The sequence below is a fragment of the Bergeyella cardium genome (genome assembly GCF_009914665.1).
Taxonomy (GTDB): domain Bacteria; phylum Bacteroidota; class Bacteroidia; order Flavobacteriales; family Weeksellaceae; genus Bergeyella_A; species Bergeyella_A cardium.
Window position 1 is genome coordinate 1,756,471 of record NZ_CP029149.1, and the last position, 17,860, is coordinate 1,774,330.

General features: G+C 38.5%; 17 protein-coding genes. 12 read left to right on the forward strand and 5 right to left on the reverse strand.

The window, feature by feature from the left end; all coding sequences use genetic code 11:
* Positions 1-276: 276 nt before the first annotated feature.
* The gene (locus DBX24_RS08050; protein WP_120489138.1) at positions 277-1,443 is read right to left on the reverse strand and encodes a proline dehydrogenase family protein; all 1,167 of its coding nucleotides are present in this window, start codon (positions 1,441-1,443) and stop codon (positions 277-279) included.
* Between the two features lie 242 nt (positions 1,444-1,685).
* A complete protein-coding gene (locus DBX24_RS08055) occupies positions 1,686-3,320 on the reverse strand; it encodes a DEAD/DEAH box helicase (RefSeq protein WP_160224530.1) in 1,635 nt (544 codons plus the stop codon).
* Positions 3,321-3,716: 396 nt separating this feature from the next.
* Between DBX24_RS08055 and ruvX the strand changes: the two genes are divergently transcribed.
* From ruvX to DBX24_RS08095, 8 genes are all read left to right on the forward strand, one after another.
* A complete protein-coding gene (ruvX, locus tag DBX24_RS08060; RefSeq protein ID WP_160224531.1) occupies positions 3,717-4,127 on the forward strand; it encodes a Holliday junction resolvase RuvX in 411 nt (136 codons plus the stop codon).
* A complete protein-coding gene (def, locus tag DBX24_RS08065) occupies positions 4,124-4,696 on the forward strand; it encodes a peptide deformylase (protein ID WP_160224532.1) in 573 nt (190 codons plus the stop codon). The genes ruvX and def overlap by 4 nt, the downstream gene beginning before the upstream one ends.
* Positions 4,697-4,732: 36 nt before the next feature.
* Positions 4,733-5,164, forward strand: a complete 432-nt coding sequence (locus DBX24_RS08070; RefSeq protein WP_120489134.1) for a DUF5606 family protein — start codon at positions 4,733-4,735, stop codon at positions 5,162-5,164.
* Between the two features lie 78 nt (positions 5,165-5,242).
* Positions 5,243-6,322, forward strand: a complete 1,080-nt coding sequence (gene recF / locus DBX24_RS08075) for a DNA replication/repair protein RecF (RefSeq protein ID WP_160224533.1) — start codon at positions 5,243-5,245, stop codon at positions 6,320-6,322.
* 1 nt (position 6,323) lies between these two features.
* Complete coding sequence (locus DBX24_RS08080) at positions 6,324-6,857, forward strand: methylated-DNA--[protein]-cysteine S-methyltransferase (RefSeq protein WP_160224534.1); 534 nt, start codon at positions 6,324-6,326, stop codon at positions 6,855-6,857.
* 33 nt (positions 6,858-6,890) lie between these two features.
* A complete protein-coding gene (locus DBX24_RS08085; protein ID WP_160224535.1) occupies positions 6,891-7,223 on the forward strand; it encodes a Sec-independent protein translocase subunit TatA/TatB in 333 nt (110 codons plus the stop codon).
* Positions 7,223-7,795: a phosphatase PAP2 family protein gene (locus tag DBX24_RS08090; RefSeq protein ID WP_160224536.1), complete on the forward strand. Its 573-nt coding sequence runs from the start codon at positions 7,223-7,225 to the stop codon at positions 7,793-7,795. Before DBX24_RS08085 ends, DBX24_RS08090 begins: the two co-directional genes overlap by 1 nt.
* 45 nt (positions 7,796-7,840) lie before the next feature.
* Complete coding sequence (locus DBX24_RS08095) at positions 7,841-9,046, forward strand: metallophosphoesterase (RefSeq protein ID WP_160224537.1); 1,206 nt, start codon at positions 7,841-7,843, stop codon at positions 9,044-9,046.
* 7 nt (positions 9,047-9,053) lie between these two features.
* On the opposite strand, the gene DBX24_RS08100 is transcribed toward DBX24_RS08095, so the two are convergent.
* The 3 genes from DBX24_RS08100 to DBX24_RS08110 form a co-directional block, all read right to left on the reverse strand.
* Positions 9,054-9,518: a regulatory protein RecX gene (locus DBX24_RS08100; RefSeq protein WP_185123859.1), complete on the reverse strand. Its 465-nt coding sequence runs from the start codon at positions 9,516-9,518 to the stop codon at positions 9,054-9,056.
* Positions 9,519-9,717: 199 nt separating this feature from the next.
* Complete coding sequence (gene dnaJ, locus DBX24_RS08105; RefSeq protein ID WP_120489128.1) at positions 9,718-10,848, reverse strand: molecular chaperone DnaJ; 1,131 nt, start codon at positions 10,846-10,848, stop codon at positions 9,718-9,720.
* 29 nt (positions 10,849-10,877) lie between these two features.
* Positions 10,878-11,420: a nucleotide exchange factor GrpE gene (locus DBX24_RS08110; protein ID WP_160224538.1), complete on the reverse strand. Its 543-nt coding sequence runs from the start codon at positions 11,418-11,420 to the stop codon at positions 10,878-10,880.
* Positions 11,421-11,626: 206 nt separating this feature from the next.
* Between DBX24_RS08110 and DBX24_RS08115 the strand changes: the two genes are divergently transcribed.
* From DBX24_RS08115 to DBX24_RS08130, 4 genes are all read left to right on the forward strand, one after another.
* Complete coding sequence (locus tag DBX24_RS08115; RefSeq protein ID WP_120489126.1) at positions 11,627-13,582, forward strand: polysaccharide biosynthesis protein; 1,956 nt, start codon at positions 11,627-11,629, stop codon at positions 13,580-13,582.
* A 34-nt stretch (positions 13,583-13,616) separates the two neighbouring features.
* Positions 13,617-14,414: a polysaccharide biosynthesis/export family protein gene (locus tag DBX24_RS08120; protein ID WP_120489125.1), complete on the forward strand. Its 798-nt coding sequence runs from the start codon at positions 13,617-13,619 to the stop codon at positions 14,412-14,414.
* A gap of 74 nt (positions 14,415-14,488) precedes the next feature.
* The gene (locus DBX24_RS08125; protein WP_120489124.1) at positions 14,489-16,858 is read left to right on the forward strand and encodes a GumC family protein; all 2,370 of its coding nucleotides are present in this window, start codon (positions 14,489-14,491) and stop codon (positions 16,856-16,858) included.
* Positions 16,859-16,866: 8 nt separating this feature from the next.
* Entirely contained in the window at positions 16,867-17,856 is a 990-nt protein-coding gene (locus tag DBX24_RS08130; protein ID WP_160224539.1) for an SDR family oxidoreductase, read from the forward strand.
* Positions 17,857-17,860: the final 4 nt, after the last annotated feature.

The following is a 17,860-nucleotide window of genomic DNA, read 5'->3' on the forward strand; positions in this document are numbered from 1 at the left end:
TTATGGTTGTTAGTATTTTGTTATTTGTACGGCACCCCACTCGGGGTGCCGTACTCTTTTTTGGCTAATGGCAACTGGCTGATGGCTTCTAGCTTCTGGCAGTTGGCGGTGTGCGGTTAGTTTGTACTAAGTGCCTCCCCTGCTAAGGGGTGCTCCCCACGCTAGTGGGTGCCTCCCCTGCTACGGTGTGGCTGCCGTGCTAGGGGGCGCTATGGCAAAAAAAATCGTAAAGCCAATTGGCTTTACGATTTCCTATTTAAGAATGGTTGAGATAATTTAATTCTTTCTTCTTTGGATTTCCTTTCTCAGGAGGGAGAGTTCGCGTCCCGTTTGCCCTGCTACGGAAGTATTTTCCTGTGCTCTTCGTGTAAGGTAAGGAACCACATCTTTTACTGGACCGTAAGGGAGGTATTTGCTGGCGTTGTATTTCAGGTGCCCGAGCATATAGGTGATGTTATCACTCATACCGTATAACTGTCCGAAGTGGATTCTTGGGTCGTTGTTTTCAAGTCCTTTTTCTTTCATTTTGTCCATAAGGAGCTTCATAGAAACTTCGTTATGAGAGCCGAAGAAGGCAGAGATTTTATCAAGGTGTTCCATTACGAAGTGGATAGCATCATCATAGTTTTTATCAGATGCCTCTTTATTGGGCTGGATAGGAGATGGGTAGCCCATTTTTGCAGCTCTTTCTCTCTCTTTCTCCATATATGCCCCACGAACGAATTTGTAACCGAGGAAGTAGTTGCCTTCATTGGCGCGTTTGAGGTCTTCTTCAAGGTATTCTATTCTCCCTGTTCTGTACATTTGGATGGTATTCCATACAATTGCTTTTTCTTTATTGTATTTTGCCATCATTTCATTTACAATATCATCTACCGCTGTTTGAGCCCAAGATTCCTCAGCATCTACCATTAGGATTACATCATTTTCGTAGGCGAATTTGCAGATTTCTTCGTATCTGTTTCTTACTTTTTGCCATTCTTCTTGCTCGGCATCGCTAAGGGTTTTTCCGCTTTGTACATCTGCGTAGAGGTTTAATCTACCGAAGCCTGTTGGCTTAAATACTACGAAAGGGATAGCTGGATTACCTTTTGCAAAAGTAATGTTCTCCTTTGTTTCTTTTAGAGTTTGGTCAAAAGCAGCTTCTTCTTCCTTCCCCTCAATGGCATAGTCAAAAATGCTTCCGATATGGTGGGTGTGCATTTTATTTACCACTTTCATACTTACCTCACGGGTTTCTCCACCGCAGAACTGCTCAAAGAGTGTATCTCTTACGATTCCTTCTACGAGAGGGAAGTTGTTTCGGATGGTGAAGTTGAGTAAATCAATCCCTATATTCGTAAGTGTAGGGTGCTGAATCATTGTGAACATCCATTTTGCTTTTTCCAGCTGTTTTGTGGTTTTATCAGCAAAAGCAATCTCTGTGTTATCAAAAGTGCTCATTATTGTTTTTTTATTTTAATGCCAGCAAAGTTAATAATTCCCAATGAATTGATGAAACATAATTTTTGATTTGTTAGCTGAGCCGTTATTTTAATTGTTTATATATATTTTTTAGAGAGATAATTTGCCGATAAAACAAGACAAAGAGGTGTTCAATAGCTACTTTTATTAAAGAAAAAGCAACCTCTAATGGGGCTGCTTTGGGTTTTGTCTTAATTATTTCTGATTTCTACAAGAGAATTTTAATTTGCCACTTCGGCGCGCATTTCTTTTCCTTTGAATTTCATAAAGGAGATATTGCTTAGAACTTCGTTTTTGAAATCTTTTTCTACTTCAAAGAAGGTAAATTTATCAAGGATTTCAATATCGCCAATGTCTGCCCGTTTTTTAGACTTAGCCGTTGCTTTATTGATGATGTCCAGCATATCTACTTTTCTCAGTCTGTCTCTTTTCCCGAGATTGAAGAAGAAGCGTACCATATCTGCGCTGTTTCTTTTCTTTTGGTCTCGTCCGCGTTTTCTGTCTCTTCTGCCAGATGGTTCGGCTTCATCAGAGAGTTGCTGAGAAGAAAGGTCGTTTCTATTCTGATAGTAGAGTGCCATATCTTTCAGTTGGAATTGAAGGAGCTGATGAACCAATTCCTCTTTTGTGAACTGAGAGAGGTCGGGAATGAGGCTGTTATCAAAGTCAAAATAATCCTCGTGTTTGGTGAGGAGTTTATCAAATACGCCTGCCACTTGTGCTTTGATGATGATATCTCCTTTCGGGATTTGCTTCTCTACGATTTCTATCTTGGTTTGAGATTTTATTTGTTTCAGTTTTCGAGTCTCGTCTGGTTTTATGAGTGCCATAGAGATACCGTCTTTACCTGCACGCCCCGTTCTACCACTTCGGTGTACGAATACTTCTGGGTCATCGGGTAGAGAGTAGTGGATTACATGAGTGAGGGAATCTACATCCAGCCCTCTGGCAGCAACATCAGTAGCTACAAGGATTTCAAGGTTTTTAAGCCTGAATTTCTTCATCACAATATCCCTTTGTGCTTGGGAGAGGTCTCCGTGCAATGCATCGGCAGCATAGCCGTTTTGCATAAGGAAGTCAGCCACATCCTGAGTTTCTGCTCTCGTTCGGCAGAAGATAATAGAGTACTGGTTGGGGTTAGCATCTATCAGCCTTTTGAGGGCTTCTTTCTTCTGTCGGTAGGTTACTACATAATACTCGTGGGAGATATTCTTCTTCACTGCATTAATAGAACCTACGGAAATCTTGTGCGGATTTGTAAGGTAGTTTTTAGAGATTTTTTCTACTTCCTTATTCATCGTAGCAGAGAAGAGCAGGGTTTGTTTCTCGTCTGGTGTTTCGCTGAGTATGGTTTCAAGGTCATCCTTAAAGCCCATAGAGAGCATCTCATCGGCTTCGTCGAGAACGAGCCAATGTATCGCAGAGAAATCAAGAGATTTTCTCTTAATAAGGTCTATAACTCGCCCAGGGGTACCTACGATAATCTGAGGTTTCTCCTTTAAGGAGCGCATCTGATCTACAATACTGCTCCCCCCATAAACTGCAACAGTTTTTAGATTTGGGAGGTATTTCGTATAGTTTTTAATGTCTTTGGTAATCTGGAGGCAAAGCTCACGAGTAGGGCAGAGCACCAAAAGCTGGATTTTACGACTCGCGTCGTCTATCATATCCAGAATCGGAAGCGAAAATGCTGCTGTTTTGCCTGTTCCCGTAGCCGCAAGAGCGATTAAATCGCGAATATCAGAGAGAATAAAAGGAATAGTCAGTTTCTGGATTTCTGTCGGCTGTTCGTAGCCGAGTTCGCCAACCGCCTTGATGATTTCAGGGCTGAGGTTGGATTCCGTAAATAAATTCATTAAAAGAACGCTGTTAATTATTAGGCGGCAAATATAAAACTTTTATTTATATAACAAATACACCTTAATATATTATATTGATTGAAAAAAATAATGATGCCCTACAGAATTAAAAATACAAAAGCAGGCGATTTTTATTTCGTAGTGATGAAAAAATATTTCATAGTGATGAAAATTTCATTTTGTAATGATGAAATAGAAATTTCGTAGTTATAAAATTATAATTTCATAGTGATGAAAAATATTTTCCACAGTAGAAAATTTTAATTAGCTAAATATTAATTAAATAAAAAAATGAATTTTAACTCTAAAAAGCACATTATCCCTAAAAAAAGGGACAATGCCCCTTTTGTCTTATGTTAAGGAGTTGAGAAAATTTTTTAAATTTGCAGCCTTATGGCGCAAATCTTAGCGATAGATTATGGAAGAGCCCGTTGCGGACTGGCGGTAACCGATGATATGCAGATTATCGCAAGTACTTTGGATGCCGTGCCCACAGCCAAGCTGGTAGATTACCTCAGAGGTTATTTTAGCTCTAATGCTGTTGAGACTGTAGTTATAGGTCTGCCAGTGGATTTAAAGGGGAATATGTCTGAAGTAGAAATCGATATCCTCAGATTTATTGAGGTTTTTGAGAGGGAGTTTCCACGGATAAAAGTAGAGCGATTTGATGAGCGGTTTACTTCCAAAATAGCTTCTTATTTCATCAGCCAAAGCGGTAAAAATAAGAAGCAACGGGAGCAGAAAGAATTGATTGATAAGGTAAGTGCCACAATTATTTTACAAAATTATTTAGAAAAGAAATGATATTACCCATCAGAGCCTTTGGCGACCCTGTACTGAGAAAGACGGGGAGAGATATAGATAAAGACTATCCAGAGCTTCAGACACTCATTGTGAATATGTTTGAAACAATGAATGAAGCTAATGGTATTGGTTTGGCAGCACCGCAGATAGGTCTGGACATCCGCCTGTTTATAGTAGATGCTTCGCCTCTTGCAGAGGATGAGGATTATGCAGAGATTGCTGATGAGCTTAAAACCTTTAAGAAAGTCTTCATCAATGCTAAAATCCTTGAAGAAAGCGGTGAGGAGTGGAAGTTTAATGAAGGTTGTCTCTCTATACCCGATGTGCGGGAAGATGTAAAGCGAAAGGAAACCATATTGATAGAATATTATGATGAGAACTTCGTGAAGCATACGGAGAGCTATTCTGATATCAGGGCGAGAATCATTCAGCACGAGTATGACCATATTGAGGGCATACTCTTTACCGACCATCTCAGTGCATTAAAAAAGAAATTAGTGAAAGGGAAGCTCAATAAAATATCTCAGGGAGATATTAGTGTAGGCTATAAAATGAGATTTCCTAAATAATTGAATTAGTTAAGTATTAAATAAAATAAATTTAAGATGTTGTTAGAAAAAATAATTTCCATCTCTGGAAAACCGGGACTTTACAAATTAGTTTCTCAACTTAGAAACGGATTTATCATTGAAGATGTTATCACAAAAAAGAAAGTAAGTATTGGTAATTCTTCTCAGGTAAGTTTGTTAGATAATATTTCTATGTATACTTTTGATAAGGAAGTTCCACTTTTTCAAGTATTTGAAAATATTGCAAAGGGAAATGATTACAAAGAAACGATTTCTCATAAGGCTACAGATGCAGAGCTGAAAGACTTTATGCTCTCTGCTCTTCCTGATTATGATACAGAGAGAGTCTATGTATCCGATATTAAGAAACTTGCTCAGTGGTATAACATCCTTCAAAAAGCAGGGTATATTACGGCTGAAAGTTTTGCAAAGCCGGAGGAAACAGAGCAACCTGCCGAGGCAAAATAAAAATCTGAGTATAAATCTTAGACTATATTATAAAGGAGTTGTTTTTATGGGCAACTTCTTTTTTTTACTTTTGTTGCGATGATTTTACGAACACTTTTCTTGGCGAATTTTAAAAATCACCCCGAAAGAACCTTTCAGCTATCGCCACAAATCAACTGTTTTGTGGGGAATAATGGTGTGGGAAAAACCAATATTCTCGATGCCCTACACTACCTCTCCGTAGGTAAGAGCTTTCTTGGGAATTCGGACTTAAATAATATTAAGGACGGGGAAGATTTCTTTTCCATTACCGCAGAAGTACAGAATGAAGACCGAGATGAGACTATAAAAATAATGCTCCACAAAGAAGCTAAGAAAGTGATTAAAAAGAATGATAAAACCTATAACCGTATTGCTGACCATATTGGTTATCTGCCGAGTGTTATCATCTCTCCGTATGATTCCAATCTCATTTCAGACTCTGGGGAGAGCAGGAGGAAGTTCCTCGATGCGATGATTTCTCAAACCGATTCTCAGTACCTCTTTGACTTGATACAATACCAGAAAGCGGTTCAACAGAGGAATGCCCTGCTGAAGTTCTTTGCAAAAAACCGAACCTTTGATGCTGATTCTTTGGAGATTTATAATGAGCCTATCACTCAGTATGGCAGTGAGATTTTTGAAAAGAGAAAGTCTTTTGTACAAAGCCTTAAGCCCGTTATTCAGTATTTCTATGAAGTAATTTCGGGAGCTAAGGAAGAGATTAATGTATCGTATGAGTCCCATCTTTCGGAAGGAAATTTTGAAGACTTGCTCAGGAAAAATCTGGAAAAGGATAGAGTACTTACCTACACTTCCAAAGGAGTGCATAAAGATGACCTTATCTTTGAAATGAACAGCAATTTGATAAAGAAGACAGGCTCTCAGGGGCAGCAGAAATCATTTCTTATCGCCTTGAAACTGGCACAGATTAATCGGATAAAGGAGCTTACGGGTAAGTCGCCCATCCTCCTCCTTGATGATATATTTGATAAACTTGATGATAGCCGCGTTTCTCAACTTATAGAGCTTGTGAATAGCGAATCTTTTGGGCAAATTTTTATTACCGATACCCACAGGGATCGCACAGAAAGCGTAGTGAAAAAAATCAATAACGAAAGCAAGATATTTAGTATATAATATGAATACGATTTATTTAAAAGAGATTAAAACGCCTCTTGGTGAGCTCTTCGCTTGTGCCGATAACAAGGGAGTTTGCCTTTTGGAATTCCCAGACAGTAAAGGTTTGGATAAGGAGCTTAAAGAGATTTCAAAGGTACTTCAAGGGGAGATTGTAAAAGGGGAGAATGAGCATTTAAAACTTTTAGAAAGAGAATTAAATGAGTATTTTCAAGGGAAGAGGAAGAGCTTCAGCGTTCCACTAAATACGGTGGGCACAGACTTTCAAAAGCAGGTATGGGAGTCTTTGCTTAAAATCCCTTATGGCACTACAACCAGCTATCAGAAGCAGGCAAATCTCTTGGGGCGACCAAAAGCTGTACGAGCCGTAGCCAATGCCAATGGACAGAATAAAATCTCCATCCTTATTCCTTGTCACAGGGTTATTGGTTCTAACGGAACTCTTACGGGCTATGGTGGTGGCTTACTGAGGAAACAGAAACTTCTGGAAATAGAAGGTGTGCTGCTCGGCTTTCCTAGTGGAGATAAGATTTGACTAACTTCTAATAAAAAATTATAAATTTGCGCAATGGAATTGAGTATAGGTGAAATGCTAATGATAGCACTGGTTATTATCGTTCTGTTTGGTCCAGACAAGTTGCCTTCTATCGCTCGGGATTTAGGGCAGGGGGTGCGCAAGATGCGTGGTGCTGTAGAGGATATTAAAACTGAAATAATGAAAGAAGCAGATAATCCCGTTGCAGAAATTAAAAAGGAGATAGAAAAGGTAAAAGATGCTGCTAAGGATTTCAATCCGATGAAAGATATAGAAAACGCTGTAGCAGAAACTCCTGAGCCAGACACTCCAAAAGTAAATCCGCTGGAAGATGAAACCTATGAAGGACCAGTAAGCAGATCATAATGCAAGAGATTATAGCAGAAGATAAAGAATTATTAGTATATCTAAATGGGCTCGGTACAGAGTCCTTTGATGCTTTTTGGCTTACCGTTTCGGAGGTCTGGGTTTGGCTTCCGTTTTATTTTATTCTCTGCTACTTCCTTTTTAAGAATTACAGACTCAATAGTTTCCTTTTCGCTTTGGTCTTTATCGCTTTGGGTGTTACGGTATCGGACCAGTTGGCAAATGTCTTTAAATATGGAGTAGAGCGCCTTCGCCCTTGCCACGACCCATCTATCTCCGATATTATAAGAAAGGTGAAATGCGGTGGGCAGTTTGGGTTTTATTCGGCTCACGCTTCTAATACTTTTTTTATAGCGACATTTCTCAGTATTTTATTCAAAAATAAACTAAAATCTCTCCCGTATATTTTGTTCTTTTGGGCAGCTTTTGTGTCTTATAGCAGGATTTATCTTGGGGTACATTTCCCTTTGGATGTCCTTACGGGTGCCGTAGTGGGGAGCCTTATCGGGTGGTTCTTTGCAAGGCTTAGCCTCTTTGTTTTTGCCAAGCAGGAGAGGGTGGGCAGTGCTTAATTTCTCATTCAAATCAATTAATTTTTAAAATCACTACATTCTTTTATGGTTAAGAATATTCTTATCGTCCTTGGGCTGTTCTTTTTATTAGAATTTTATGTTTATAAAGCAGTAGGAGTCCTTCTAAAAAGCCCTCAATTCAGGATAATTTATATTTCAGTTACTGCGCTTATCTATATTGTAGAGCTGTATTTCATCTTTTCTATTGGTATTAATAAGTATGATGCCCATAAGATGTCGTATATTATTTCGATTGCACTCATTTTCCTTCTTCCGAAGGTGTTTATTGCCTTTTTCCTCCTTATAGATGATGTTTTTAGACTCTTAGACTATGGTATTCAGCATTTGAACAGGAGTGAAGAGAAGCATTATCCTCATCGTAGAAATTTTCTTAGTTTGCTCGGGTTGGGGTTGGCTGGGCTATTCTCTGGAATCGTAGTAGATGGGATTATTTTTGGGAAATACAGGCATAGGGCAAGGCTCGTAAAGCTTAAAATCAAAAACCTGCCAAAAGCATTTAAGGGCTATACAATAGTTCAGATTTCCGATGTGCATAGTGGGAGTTTTTCTCATCCCGAAAAGCTTAGAAATGCAATTAATCTTATCAATGAGCAGCAGGCAGACCTCGTGCTCTTTACTGGGGATATGGTCAATATGGTAGCGGAGGAGTTTGAGCCTTTTGTTCCCCTTTTCTCAGAGATAAAGGCAAAAGATGCAAAGCTCGCTGTACTTGGCAATCACGATTACGGCTACTATTACTATACAACCGATAAGGAGCAGAAAGCCAATGTTGCCAAACTTATAGAATTGGAAGAAAAAGCAGGGTTCCAAATGCTGAGAAATGAGCATACAGTCATAGAAAAAGCAGGGGAGAGGCTCTATATTATCGGTGTTGAAAACTGGGGACTTCCCCCTTTCCCTCAATATGGAGATTTGGATAAAGCCACAGAGGGAATACCTCAGAATGCTGCTAAAATACTGATGAGCCACGACCCTACCCACTTTGATGAAGTTGTGAAAACCCACCCTTCGGATATTGCGCTTACCCTTTCTGGTCATACCCACGGGATGCAGTTTGGCTTAGACCTGAAAAACATAAAATGGTCTCCCGTGCAGTATAAATACCCTAAGTGGATAGACCTCTACGAGAGTCTTGGAAAGTATCTTTATGTCAATCGTGGTTTTGGGGTCTTAGGCTTCCCAGGCAGGGTAGGCGTAAATCCTGAGATTACCGTTTTTACTTTGAAATAGTCCAAGACTATTGCTCGGTTATACTGTTTTGAATTTCATTATATTCAAAGCCTTTGGAGAGTAGATGGCGAATGCACTTCATCCTCTTCTGATAGTCTTTCATACCTTTCTGTTTAGAGAAATAGGCGGTATAGAGTTTCTGTATTGTATTTCTATAATCGTCATCATCTATCTCATCAAAGCACGAACTAATAAGTTTATCATTGATTTGTTTTTGTTTTAGATGAATACGAATCTTATTTTTCCCCCAGTCTTTGATGTAGAATTTTCCTCGTATATAGCTTCTTACAAATCGTTCTTCATTTAAGTAATTTTCCTTAATGAGGTACAGCAGAATCTCATCTTTTGCTTCAGGAATAAGGATAAATTCGCGCATTTTCTGTTCTACTTCGTAATGACATCTGTCCTGGTAAGTACAGTAATTTGCCATTTTTTGTTTGATTTCCTCAAAGGTATAAGATTTCTTCTCCATCGGTTATCTCAATAAATCGCGTAAAAATACTTTATCTCTTTCTATAATTCCAACTTATTAGCTATGAATATAAACTTTTTAAGCCATAATAAATAGTGGGCTATTAAAAAAAATCTCCCTTTTTTAAAAAAGAGAGATTTTTATGCGTTTCGTTATACAGTAAAAGCATACCCAAGTATGCTGTAGATACGATAACAGACTAAGAAAACAAGTCCCGAACCTTATCAAAGAAAGATTTCTCCTTTCCTGAAGGTTCAGCTTTCATTTCTCCTGATTCGAGCTGTTTTTCAAAGAAGGATTTCTGCTCGGGGGTGAGTTTTTGTGGCGTCCAAACATTGATATGGATAAACATATCTCCTTTGCCGTAGTGGTCTATACTTGGGAGCCCCTTACCTGAGAGCCTGAGGATTTTGCCCGACTGAGTACCTGCATCTATCGTGATTTTTACCTTACCTCCTACGGTAGGCACTTCTTTTTTGGTTCCGAGGGCTGCTTCCGCGAAGGAAATGTAGAGCTCTTGGTGGAGATTATCTCCTTCTCGTTTGATAGTAGCGTCCTGCTCCTCTTCTATAACGACGATGAGGTCTCCTGCTGCACCACCAAAAGGGGCATCATTACCCTTGCCTCTTACGCTAAACTGTATGCCCTCTCTCGCTCCTGCGGGAATATTGATGGATACTTCTTCCTCGTCCTTTATAAGCCCTTGTGCATTGGCTCCTGCAGGGATGTGGTCGGCCACCTTTCCTAGTCCTTGGCAAGTGCTACAGGTGGTTTGGGTTTGCATTTGCCCGAACATTGTGTTCATCACCTTTATTTGAGCTCCTGTACCGTGGCAAGTAGGGCAGGTCTTAGATGTAGCACCAGCAGCGGCTTTCATTTTTTTTACTTTGATGGTCTTTGTGGTGCCATTGAGCATTTCTTCGAGGTTGACTTTTATTCTCACCCTAAGGTTTGAACCTCTCACTTGTTGGGTTCTGCTGCCTCCACCACCGAAGCCTCCAAAGCCACCGAAAGCACCTCCACCGAAGATATCCCCGAACTGCTCGAAGATGTCTTCCATACTCATCCCACCACCGAAGCCACCGCCTCCAAAGCCACCATTGCCGCCCATACCTGCGTGCCCGAACTGATCGTATCTGGCTTTTTTATCTGGGTCGCTGAGAACTTCATAGGCCTCTGCGGCTTCTTTAAATTTTTCTTCGGCTTCTTTATCACCTGGGTTTTTATCTGGGTGATATTTTATCGCTAATTTTCTGTATGCTTTCTTTATTTCATCTGCTGAGGCGGATTTTGATACGCCCAGTACTTCATAATAATCTCTTTTAGACATCGTTTAATTCTATTGTTTGTTATACGCTCTTAGACCTGCCCTGTAACTACTTTTGCAAAGCGAATGACCTTGTCGTGGAGTATATAGCCTTCCTCTATTACATCAATGATTTTGCCTTTTAGCTCGTCGGAAGGAGCAGGGATTTGGGTAATAGCCTCGTGGAAATCTACATTGAAATCATCTCCAGCCTTTACTTCGATAGGTTTAAGACCTTTTTCTACTAATTTGCTTTTAAACTTCTGATAGATGAGCTCTACGCCTTTCAGGTCGGCCTCGTTTCCGTTTTGGGAGATGTCTTTTAGTGCTCTTTGGAAGTCGTCTAACACCCCTAAAAGGGAGGTCATAATATCTTGGTTGGCATAGAGGAAGAAATCTTGCTTTTCTTTTATGGTTCTTCGTTTGAAGTTTTCAAACTCGGCATAGAGGCGGATGTATTTGTCCTTTTCCTCTGCCAAAATTTCCTCTATGGATTTTTCTTCTGCCAGATTTTCCGTTTTTTCTACGGCTTCTTCTGGTTGTATTTCCTCGTTTTTGTTGAGTTCTTCGTTTTGAATATCGTTATTTTCAGACATAATGAATATTTTTTGCTCCCATTAGTCAAATTTTTTGCCAATGCTTGGGAGCTGACAAATTGTCTGTATGTTTTGTAAAACTTTCTTTTGAGTATTATGAAAAAGAGAAATATTAGGCAAAAGATAATTAATCTAGAGCGATATTGTATTTTAGAAGTGCTTTTTTATATTTTTGTAAATCCTATACAGGAAATAGATTGTATAAGATGAATGCTATTGAAGAATTAAAGAAGAGAATTTATAGTGGAGATAATGTTGTAAGCCTTTCAGATATGAGATATCTGCCGAGGTGGGCTATTTTGTTGATAGATATTTTCCTGATTTTTATTGCTATAATCACTGCTTGTTGGTTTTTTAAACGTTTTGGAAATATAGAAGTTTTTTCTCATCGTGTTGGGGTTGGTGGTTTTATTCTGATGGTAAATATCTTCTTTATGTATATCTTCAAAACTTTTGCGGGGATTATTCGACATTCTACCTTCATTGACTTATTAAAACTTATACTTGTTATTTTATGTTCTACCATTAGTGTAGGTTTTATTAATTATGGTATTATACAGTTTACGGGTGTTCGGCTTATACAGCATTCAGTAGTATTTTTATTTATATTTAGTATTATAGCCTGTATGCTCCTTTTCTCTCTTCGTTTGGTAGTAAAGGAGATGTTTTATATAGTAAAAGATTATGGGCATCTTACTTTTGGTAAGAAAGTGTTGGTTCTTGGAGTGGGAGAGAAGTCTGTAGCTATAGCAAAGGCAATAAAAGATAATTCACAATCACCATATGTAGTTACAGGTTTTATTACCAATAGAAAAGATTCTAAAAGTGCAAAATTACTCGGAAAGAGAATTTACCATAAGACTGATCTTGAAAAAAGTACAAAAGAGAGCCTTGATATAGATGGAATCATTGTACTGAAAGAAATTATTTCCAAAAAGGAACTTGATGAATGGGTAGCTCTTTTCTTGGAAAAAAAACTCCAAGTATTGAAGGCTGGAGATATAGAAAAGTTCGGTAGTAAGGAGAATAAGCTCGGTATACAAAAATTACAGATAGAAGATTTGCTCAACAGAAAGCAGATAAAAATTGAGAATAAAGAAGTAGAGCAGAGACATCTTGGGAAAGCAGTGCTGGTAACGGGAGGTGCAGGCTCTATCGGTAGTGAAATTGTGAGGCAGGTAGCACAGTACAAACCGAGTGTATTGGTCGTACTTGATCAAGCAGAGACTCCTCTATACGATATAGAACTCGAAATGAGGCAGAATTTCCCAGAGGTGGATATTAAATTTATCCTTGCAGATATTACCCATAAGGATAGGGTAGAGGCGCTTTTCCAAGAGTATAGATTCTCTATGGTCTATCACGCTGCAGCATATAAGCATGTGCCTCTTGTGGAGAATAATCCTAATGAAGGCACCCTTGCAAATGTATTGGGAACTAAGAATCTGGCACTGTTATCAAGTGAATATAATGTCAATCGCTTTGTAATGGTCTCCACAGATAAAGCGGTGAACCCTACCAATGTAATGGGGGCAACCAAACGAACGGCAGAGCTCTTTGTGCAGGCATTGCAGGGTATGGAGGGGAATAAAACCAAGTTTATTACCACTCGATTTGGTAATGTTTTAGGTTCTAATGGCTCGGTAATCCCTTACTTTAAGAAGCAAATAGAAGCTGGCGGCCCCGTAACCATAACCCACCCTGATATTGTACGATATTTTATGACTATTCCAGAGGCGTGTGAGCTTGTTCTTACCGCAGGGGTTATGGGTAATGGTGGTGAAATCTATGTTTTTGATATGGGAGAACCCGTAAAAATTGTAGACCTCGCAAAAAGAATGATAAAGCTCTCAGGTTTTGAACCTGATATAGATATTAAAATTATATTTACAGGGCTTAGACCAGGGGAAAAACTCTATGAAGAACTCCTGAGCGATGATACCAAAAACCTGCCTACTACTCACGAGAAGATAATGATTTCCAAAGACCCATCTATGCCGTTTGCTGATATAGATAGTCTTACAGATGAACTTATATTATTAGCAAAAGAAAATGATAAAATGGAAGTAGTAAGGCTAATAAAGAAAATAGTAAGAGAATTTAAAAGCAATAACTCCATATACGAGAGACTTGATAAACACAATGAGTCTTCGGTTTTTTAATTGTATATTTGCACCACTTTTTATAATAATATAAATGAACATTATTAAGCAGATTTTACCTTTATTTGGGTTAATATTTTTATTCTCTTGTGAGCCGAGGAAAAACCTCAACTATATGCAAGATATAGAGAAAATAGTTCTTGAAAATGCACATAAATTACAGCAGACTACTCTGCAACCAGGTGATGAGCTTGTTATTATGGTGATGGCAAAAGATGCTGATGTAGCTGCTCCCTTTAATCAAAGCTATTCTTCGGGTAAAGCATTACAGAATTTAAATATTACAGGTAATGTTCAGAACATCTCTCAAACAGCTTCTGGACCTACTTATATAGTAGATGATGAGGGAGCTATTGATATGCCGATCTTAGGTAAAATCAATGTAAAGGGACTGACGATAGATGGATTAAAATCTACTCTCTATAATAAACTCAGAAGATACATAAAAGAGCCTTCCGTAAGTGTTCGGCTTAATAATTTTAAAGTCTCCGTAATGGGAGAGGTTACTCGCCCTGGTGAGTATATATTATCAGATGGGAAAGGTACCCTAATGCAGGCACTGAGCTTAGCAGGAGACCTTACCATTTACGGACTTAGAGATGAAGTCCTCCTCATACGAACTACCGAAGGTAGAGTAGAGCAAACTAAGATAGACCTCTCAAAAGCAGATTTTATTAATTCTCCCTACTATATCTTAAAACAAGGAGATGTCATCTATGTGCCTGCAAATAAAACAAGACAGAAAGCCTCTCGCCTTGACCCTAATGCAGGTATATACATCTCAGTAGCCAGTGTGATTATTGGTCTTTTAGCATTGTTTATCAGGAAATAATCCCTTGCCATTACACGGGTTTAGCCTGTTTCCTTTTCATTAGATAAAATCATCAACGATTAATATAAAAAAGAATGTCATCAGAAAAAACGATAGATACAAACACTTCAGAAGAATTTAATTTAGCGGAAATCATAAAGCCTTACTTACAGCGCTGGAAATGGTTTATCATAAGTATATTCCTTACTTTATTTCTTACTTATTTTGCATTGAAGTTTATGACTCCTGTTTATAAAGTGGAGTCTACCGTTCTTATAAAAGATGCAGATAATTCCTCTGGTAGTCCAGAACTCGGGCTCCTTGCTGATTTGTCTGGTTTTGGTGGATTAAAAACCAATAGCATAGATAATGAAATCCAGATTTTCAGCTCCAAAAAACTAATGCGTGAAGTTGTACAGAATAATAATTTTCAAGCAAGCCTCTTTGCTAAGAAAGGTTTTAGAAAGGTAGAGCTTTACAAAGAGACTTCTCCTGTTAGTGTGAAGATTATCAGTGAAACTCCTAATGTAGACTTCCCTAAAAAACCTTTAGAGCTTATCGTTAAAGGCAATAAACTGAGCCTCAATTCTGATGAACTCAAAAAAGAAATCACCTCTGAGCTTGGGAAGACCATCTCCCTGCCTTATGCCAAAATGATTATCACTAAAAACGAGACCTACAATCCAAAACTCAATAAAGACATAGATGTATCTGCATTAGAGCTTCATATTTCTTCGCTTGAAAAGGCAGTGAATTATTATCAAGAGATTCTAAAAGTAGATTTGGTCAATAAAGATGCTACGGTTATCGCGCTCTCTATGAATTACCCTAATATCAAAAAAGCAGAGGATCTTATCAATGACCTCATTATTGCTTATAATATTGATGCGATAGACGACAAGAGTTCGGAGTCTAAAAAAACCCTCGATTTCATCGATGAAAGAATAAAAAAACTCTCCATAGAACTCGGTGATGTAGAAAATAAAAAAGAGCAGTTCAAAGTAGATTATAAAATTACTGATATCCCTACCGAAGCTAAGCTCAGTCTCGAAACTACCGTTGAAAACAGAGCAAAACAACTCGAAGCAGATGCCCAGCTTGAGCTTACCAACTCGCTGATATCCTATGTCTCCAAACAAGGAGCTTACCAAGTCCTCCCAACTAATGTCGGGCTTCAAAATGCAGATGCTTCTACTGTAATTTCTACCTATAATAAGCTCGTCCTTGAGAGAAATCGTCTCTTGGAATCCGCTACTGAGGAAAATCCTACCGTAATAGACCTCACAAAGCAGATTAATGCGATGCGTTCCTCTGTATTGCAGTCTTTACAAAAGAATAAAATCGCTTTAGAAATCACAAGGAATGAATTCCTTAGCGAGCAGAATAAAATCTCTGGCAGAATCTCTCAACTTCCCTCTATGGAGAAACTTTTCAGAGGGATAGAAAGACAGCAGCAGATAAAAGAAAGCCTCTATCTATTGCTTTTGCAGAAGAGGGAAGAGTCTGCCATTACTCAATCCATTATTGCCGATAAAGCAAGGGTGGTAGACACCGCATACCCCTCTGATAAGCCCGTCGCTCCAAAGAATATGATTATCCTGCTTGTAGGTTTGGTTATCGGTCTCCTCATTCCTTTAGCTATCATTTATATTTATGAGCTTGTAGATAATAAAATCAAGTCTAAGCATGATATTCAAAAGCTATCCACCACTCCTGTCATAGCAGAATTGCCAAGCATTAAGAAAGGAGAGGATGATATTATTAAAGTAAATGATGTTTCACCAGTTGCTGAGGCATTTAGAATACTGATTACGAATCTGAACTTTATGCTTCCTAAAAAGCACAAAGGTAAAGTGGTTTTCGTTACCTCTTCTGTAAAAGGCGAGGGTAAAACCTTTACTTCTATCAATCTGGCGCTTACTCTTGCTAATCCTAGAACCAAAGTGCTCATTATAGGTTCTGATATCCGAAATCCTCAGTTGCAGAGATACGATCCTAAAAGCCGTGCCTATGCAGGTCTTACCGAATATCTCCATTCTGACGATATACAGGTAGAGGATATCATTCATCAGTCGCTATTTAATCCAAATTGTGATGTAGTTTATTCTGGAATGATACCTCCAAACCCTACAGAGCTCCTCTCTAATGGTAGATTTGAGCAGCTCCTCAATACATTGAGCACTCAGTATGATTATATCATTGTAGATACAGCACCTTTACTTCTTGTTACGGATACATTATTGTTCGCGGAGCTTGCAGATGCCACGCTTTATGTTACCCGTTCTAAGTACACTGAGCGAGAGCTTATCAATTTTGCAAATGATAATATCAACAGTCATAAGCTCAACAATGTTGCTTTTGTTATTAATGATGTAAGTAAGACGAATCTCGGTTATGGTAATAAATACGGCTACGGCTACCATAGCAAAGAGAAAAAAGGATTTTTCAGAAGATTATTAGGATAAGGTTTAATATGGACTTCTCAAAATTACAAGATAAAAAGGTATTGGTTACGGGTGGAGCAGGCTTTATCGGCTCTAATCTTTGTGAAAAATTATTAGAAATCGGAGCTGTAGTTACGGTTTTAGATAATTTTGCTACTGGACACAGGCATAATATTGAACCATTTTTCTCTAATCCTAAATTTTCCCTTATAGAAGGTGATATTCGTGATTTAGAAACTTGCCAAAAAGCTTGCAAAGGTCAGGATTATGTGCTTCATGAGGCTGCTTTGGGCTCTGTTCCTCGTTCCATCAATGACCCTGTTACAAGCAATGATGTGAATGTATCAGGCTTTCTCAATATGCTCGTTGCAGCGAGAGATGCAGCGGTAAAAAGGTTAGTCTATGCCGCGAGTTCGTCTACTTATGGAGACTCCCAGTCATTACCAAAGGTAGAGGATGTTATTGGAAAACCACTTTCTCCTTATGCAATTACAAAATATGTAAATGAGCTTTATGCAGATGTATTTAAACGAACTTACAATTTTGATACTGTTGGATTAAGATATTTCAATGTATTTGGGAGAAGGCAAGATCCTAATGGAGCTTATGCTGCGGTTATTCCTAAGTTTGTTATTCAATTGATGAATCATCAGTCTCCTACAATCAATGGAGATGGTACTTATTCCAGAGATTTTACCTATATAGATAATGTCGTTCAGATGAATCTCCTTGCACTCATTTCAGAAGATGAGGGAGCTATTAATCAAGTGTATAACACAGCGGTGGGAGACAGAACAACTATCAAGCAAATGGCAGAATTATTAAAAGAATATCTCTCTGCATACGATACTGAAATCGCTAATGTAGAAATCCTCCACGGGCCTAATCGTCAGGGGGATGTTCCTCATTCATTGGCAAGTATAGAAAAGGCTCAGAAGAATTTAGGATACCATCCTACTCATAAGTTTGAAGAGGGACTAAAAGAAGCTGTAGATTGGTATTGGAAAAATTTAAAGTAAAAAG

What these genes read in the sequence shown, in the direction of transcription:
- DBX24_RS08050 (WP_120489138.1), bottom strand. Translation starts at nt 1,443, where the DNA reads ATGAGCACTTTTGATAACACAGAGATTGCTTTTGCTGATAAAACCACA.
- DBX24_RS08055 (WP_160224530.1), bottom strand. Translation starts at nt 3,320, where the DNA reads ATGAATTTATTTACGGAATCCAACCTCAGCCCTGAAATCATCAAGGCG.
- ruvX (WP_160224531.1), top strand. Translation starts at nt 3,717, where the DNA reads ATGGCGCAAATCTTAGCGATAGATTATGGAAGAGCCCGTTGCGGACTG.
- def (WP_160224532.1), top strand. Translation starts at nt 4,124, where the DNA reads ATGATATTACCCATCAGAGCCTTTGGCGACCCTGTACTGAGAAAGACG.
- DBX24_RS08070 (WP_120489134.1), top strand. Translation starts at nt 4,733, where the DNA reads ATGTTGTTAGAAAAAATAATTTCCATCTCTGGAAAACCGGGACTTTAC.
- recF (WP_160224533.1), top strand. Translation starts at nt 5,243, where the DNA reads ATGATTTTACGAACACTTTTCTTGGCGAATTTTAAAAATCACCCCGAA.
- DBX24_RS08080 (WP_160224534.1), top strand. Translation starts at nt 6,324, where the DNA reads ATGAATACGATTTATTTAAAAGAGATTAAAACGCCTCTTGGTGAGCTC.
- DBX24_RS08085 (WP_160224535.1), top strand. Translation starts at nt 6,891, where the DNA reads ATGGAATTGAGTATAGGTGAAATGCTAATGATAGCACTGGTTATTATC.
- DBX24_RS08090 (WP_160224536.1), top strand. Translation starts at nt 7,223, where the DNA reads ATGCAAGAGATTATAGCAGAAGATAAAGAATTATTAGTATATCTAAAT.
- DBX24_RS08095 (WP_160224537.1), top strand. Translation starts at nt 7,841, where the DNA reads ATGGTTAAGAATATTCTTATCGTCCTTGGGCTGTTCTTTTTATTAGAA.
- DBX24_RS08100 (WP_185123859.1), bottom strand. Translation starts at nt 9,518, where the DNA reads ATGGAGAAGAAATCTTATACCTTTGAGGAAATCAAACAAAAAATGGCA.
- dnaJ (WP_120489128.1), bottom strand. Translation starts at nt 10,848, where the DNA reads ATGTCTAAAAGAGATTATTATGAAGTACTGGGCGTATCAAAATCCGCC.
- DBX24_RS08110 (WP_160224538.1), bottom strand. Translation starts at nt 11,420, where the DNA reads ATGTCTGAAAATAACGATATTCAAAACGAAGAACTCAACAAAAACGAG.
- DBX24_RS08115 (WP_120489126.1), top strand. Translation starts at nt 11,627, where the DNA reads ATGAATGCTATTGAAGAATTAAAGAAGAGAATTTATAGTGGAGATAAT.
- DBX24_RS08120 (WP_120489125.1), top strand. Translation starts at nt 13,617, where the DNA reads ATGAACATTATTAAGCAGATTTTACCTTTATTTGGGTTAATATTTTTA.
- DBX24_RS08125 (WP_120489124.1), top strand. Translation starts at nt 14,489, where the DNA reads ATGTCATCAGAAAAAACGATAGATACAAACACTTCAGAAGAATTTAAT.
- DBX24_RS08130 (WP_160224539.1), top strand. Translation starts at nt 16,867, where the DNA reads ATGGACTTCTCAAAATTACAAGATAAAAAGGTATTGGTTACGGGTGGA.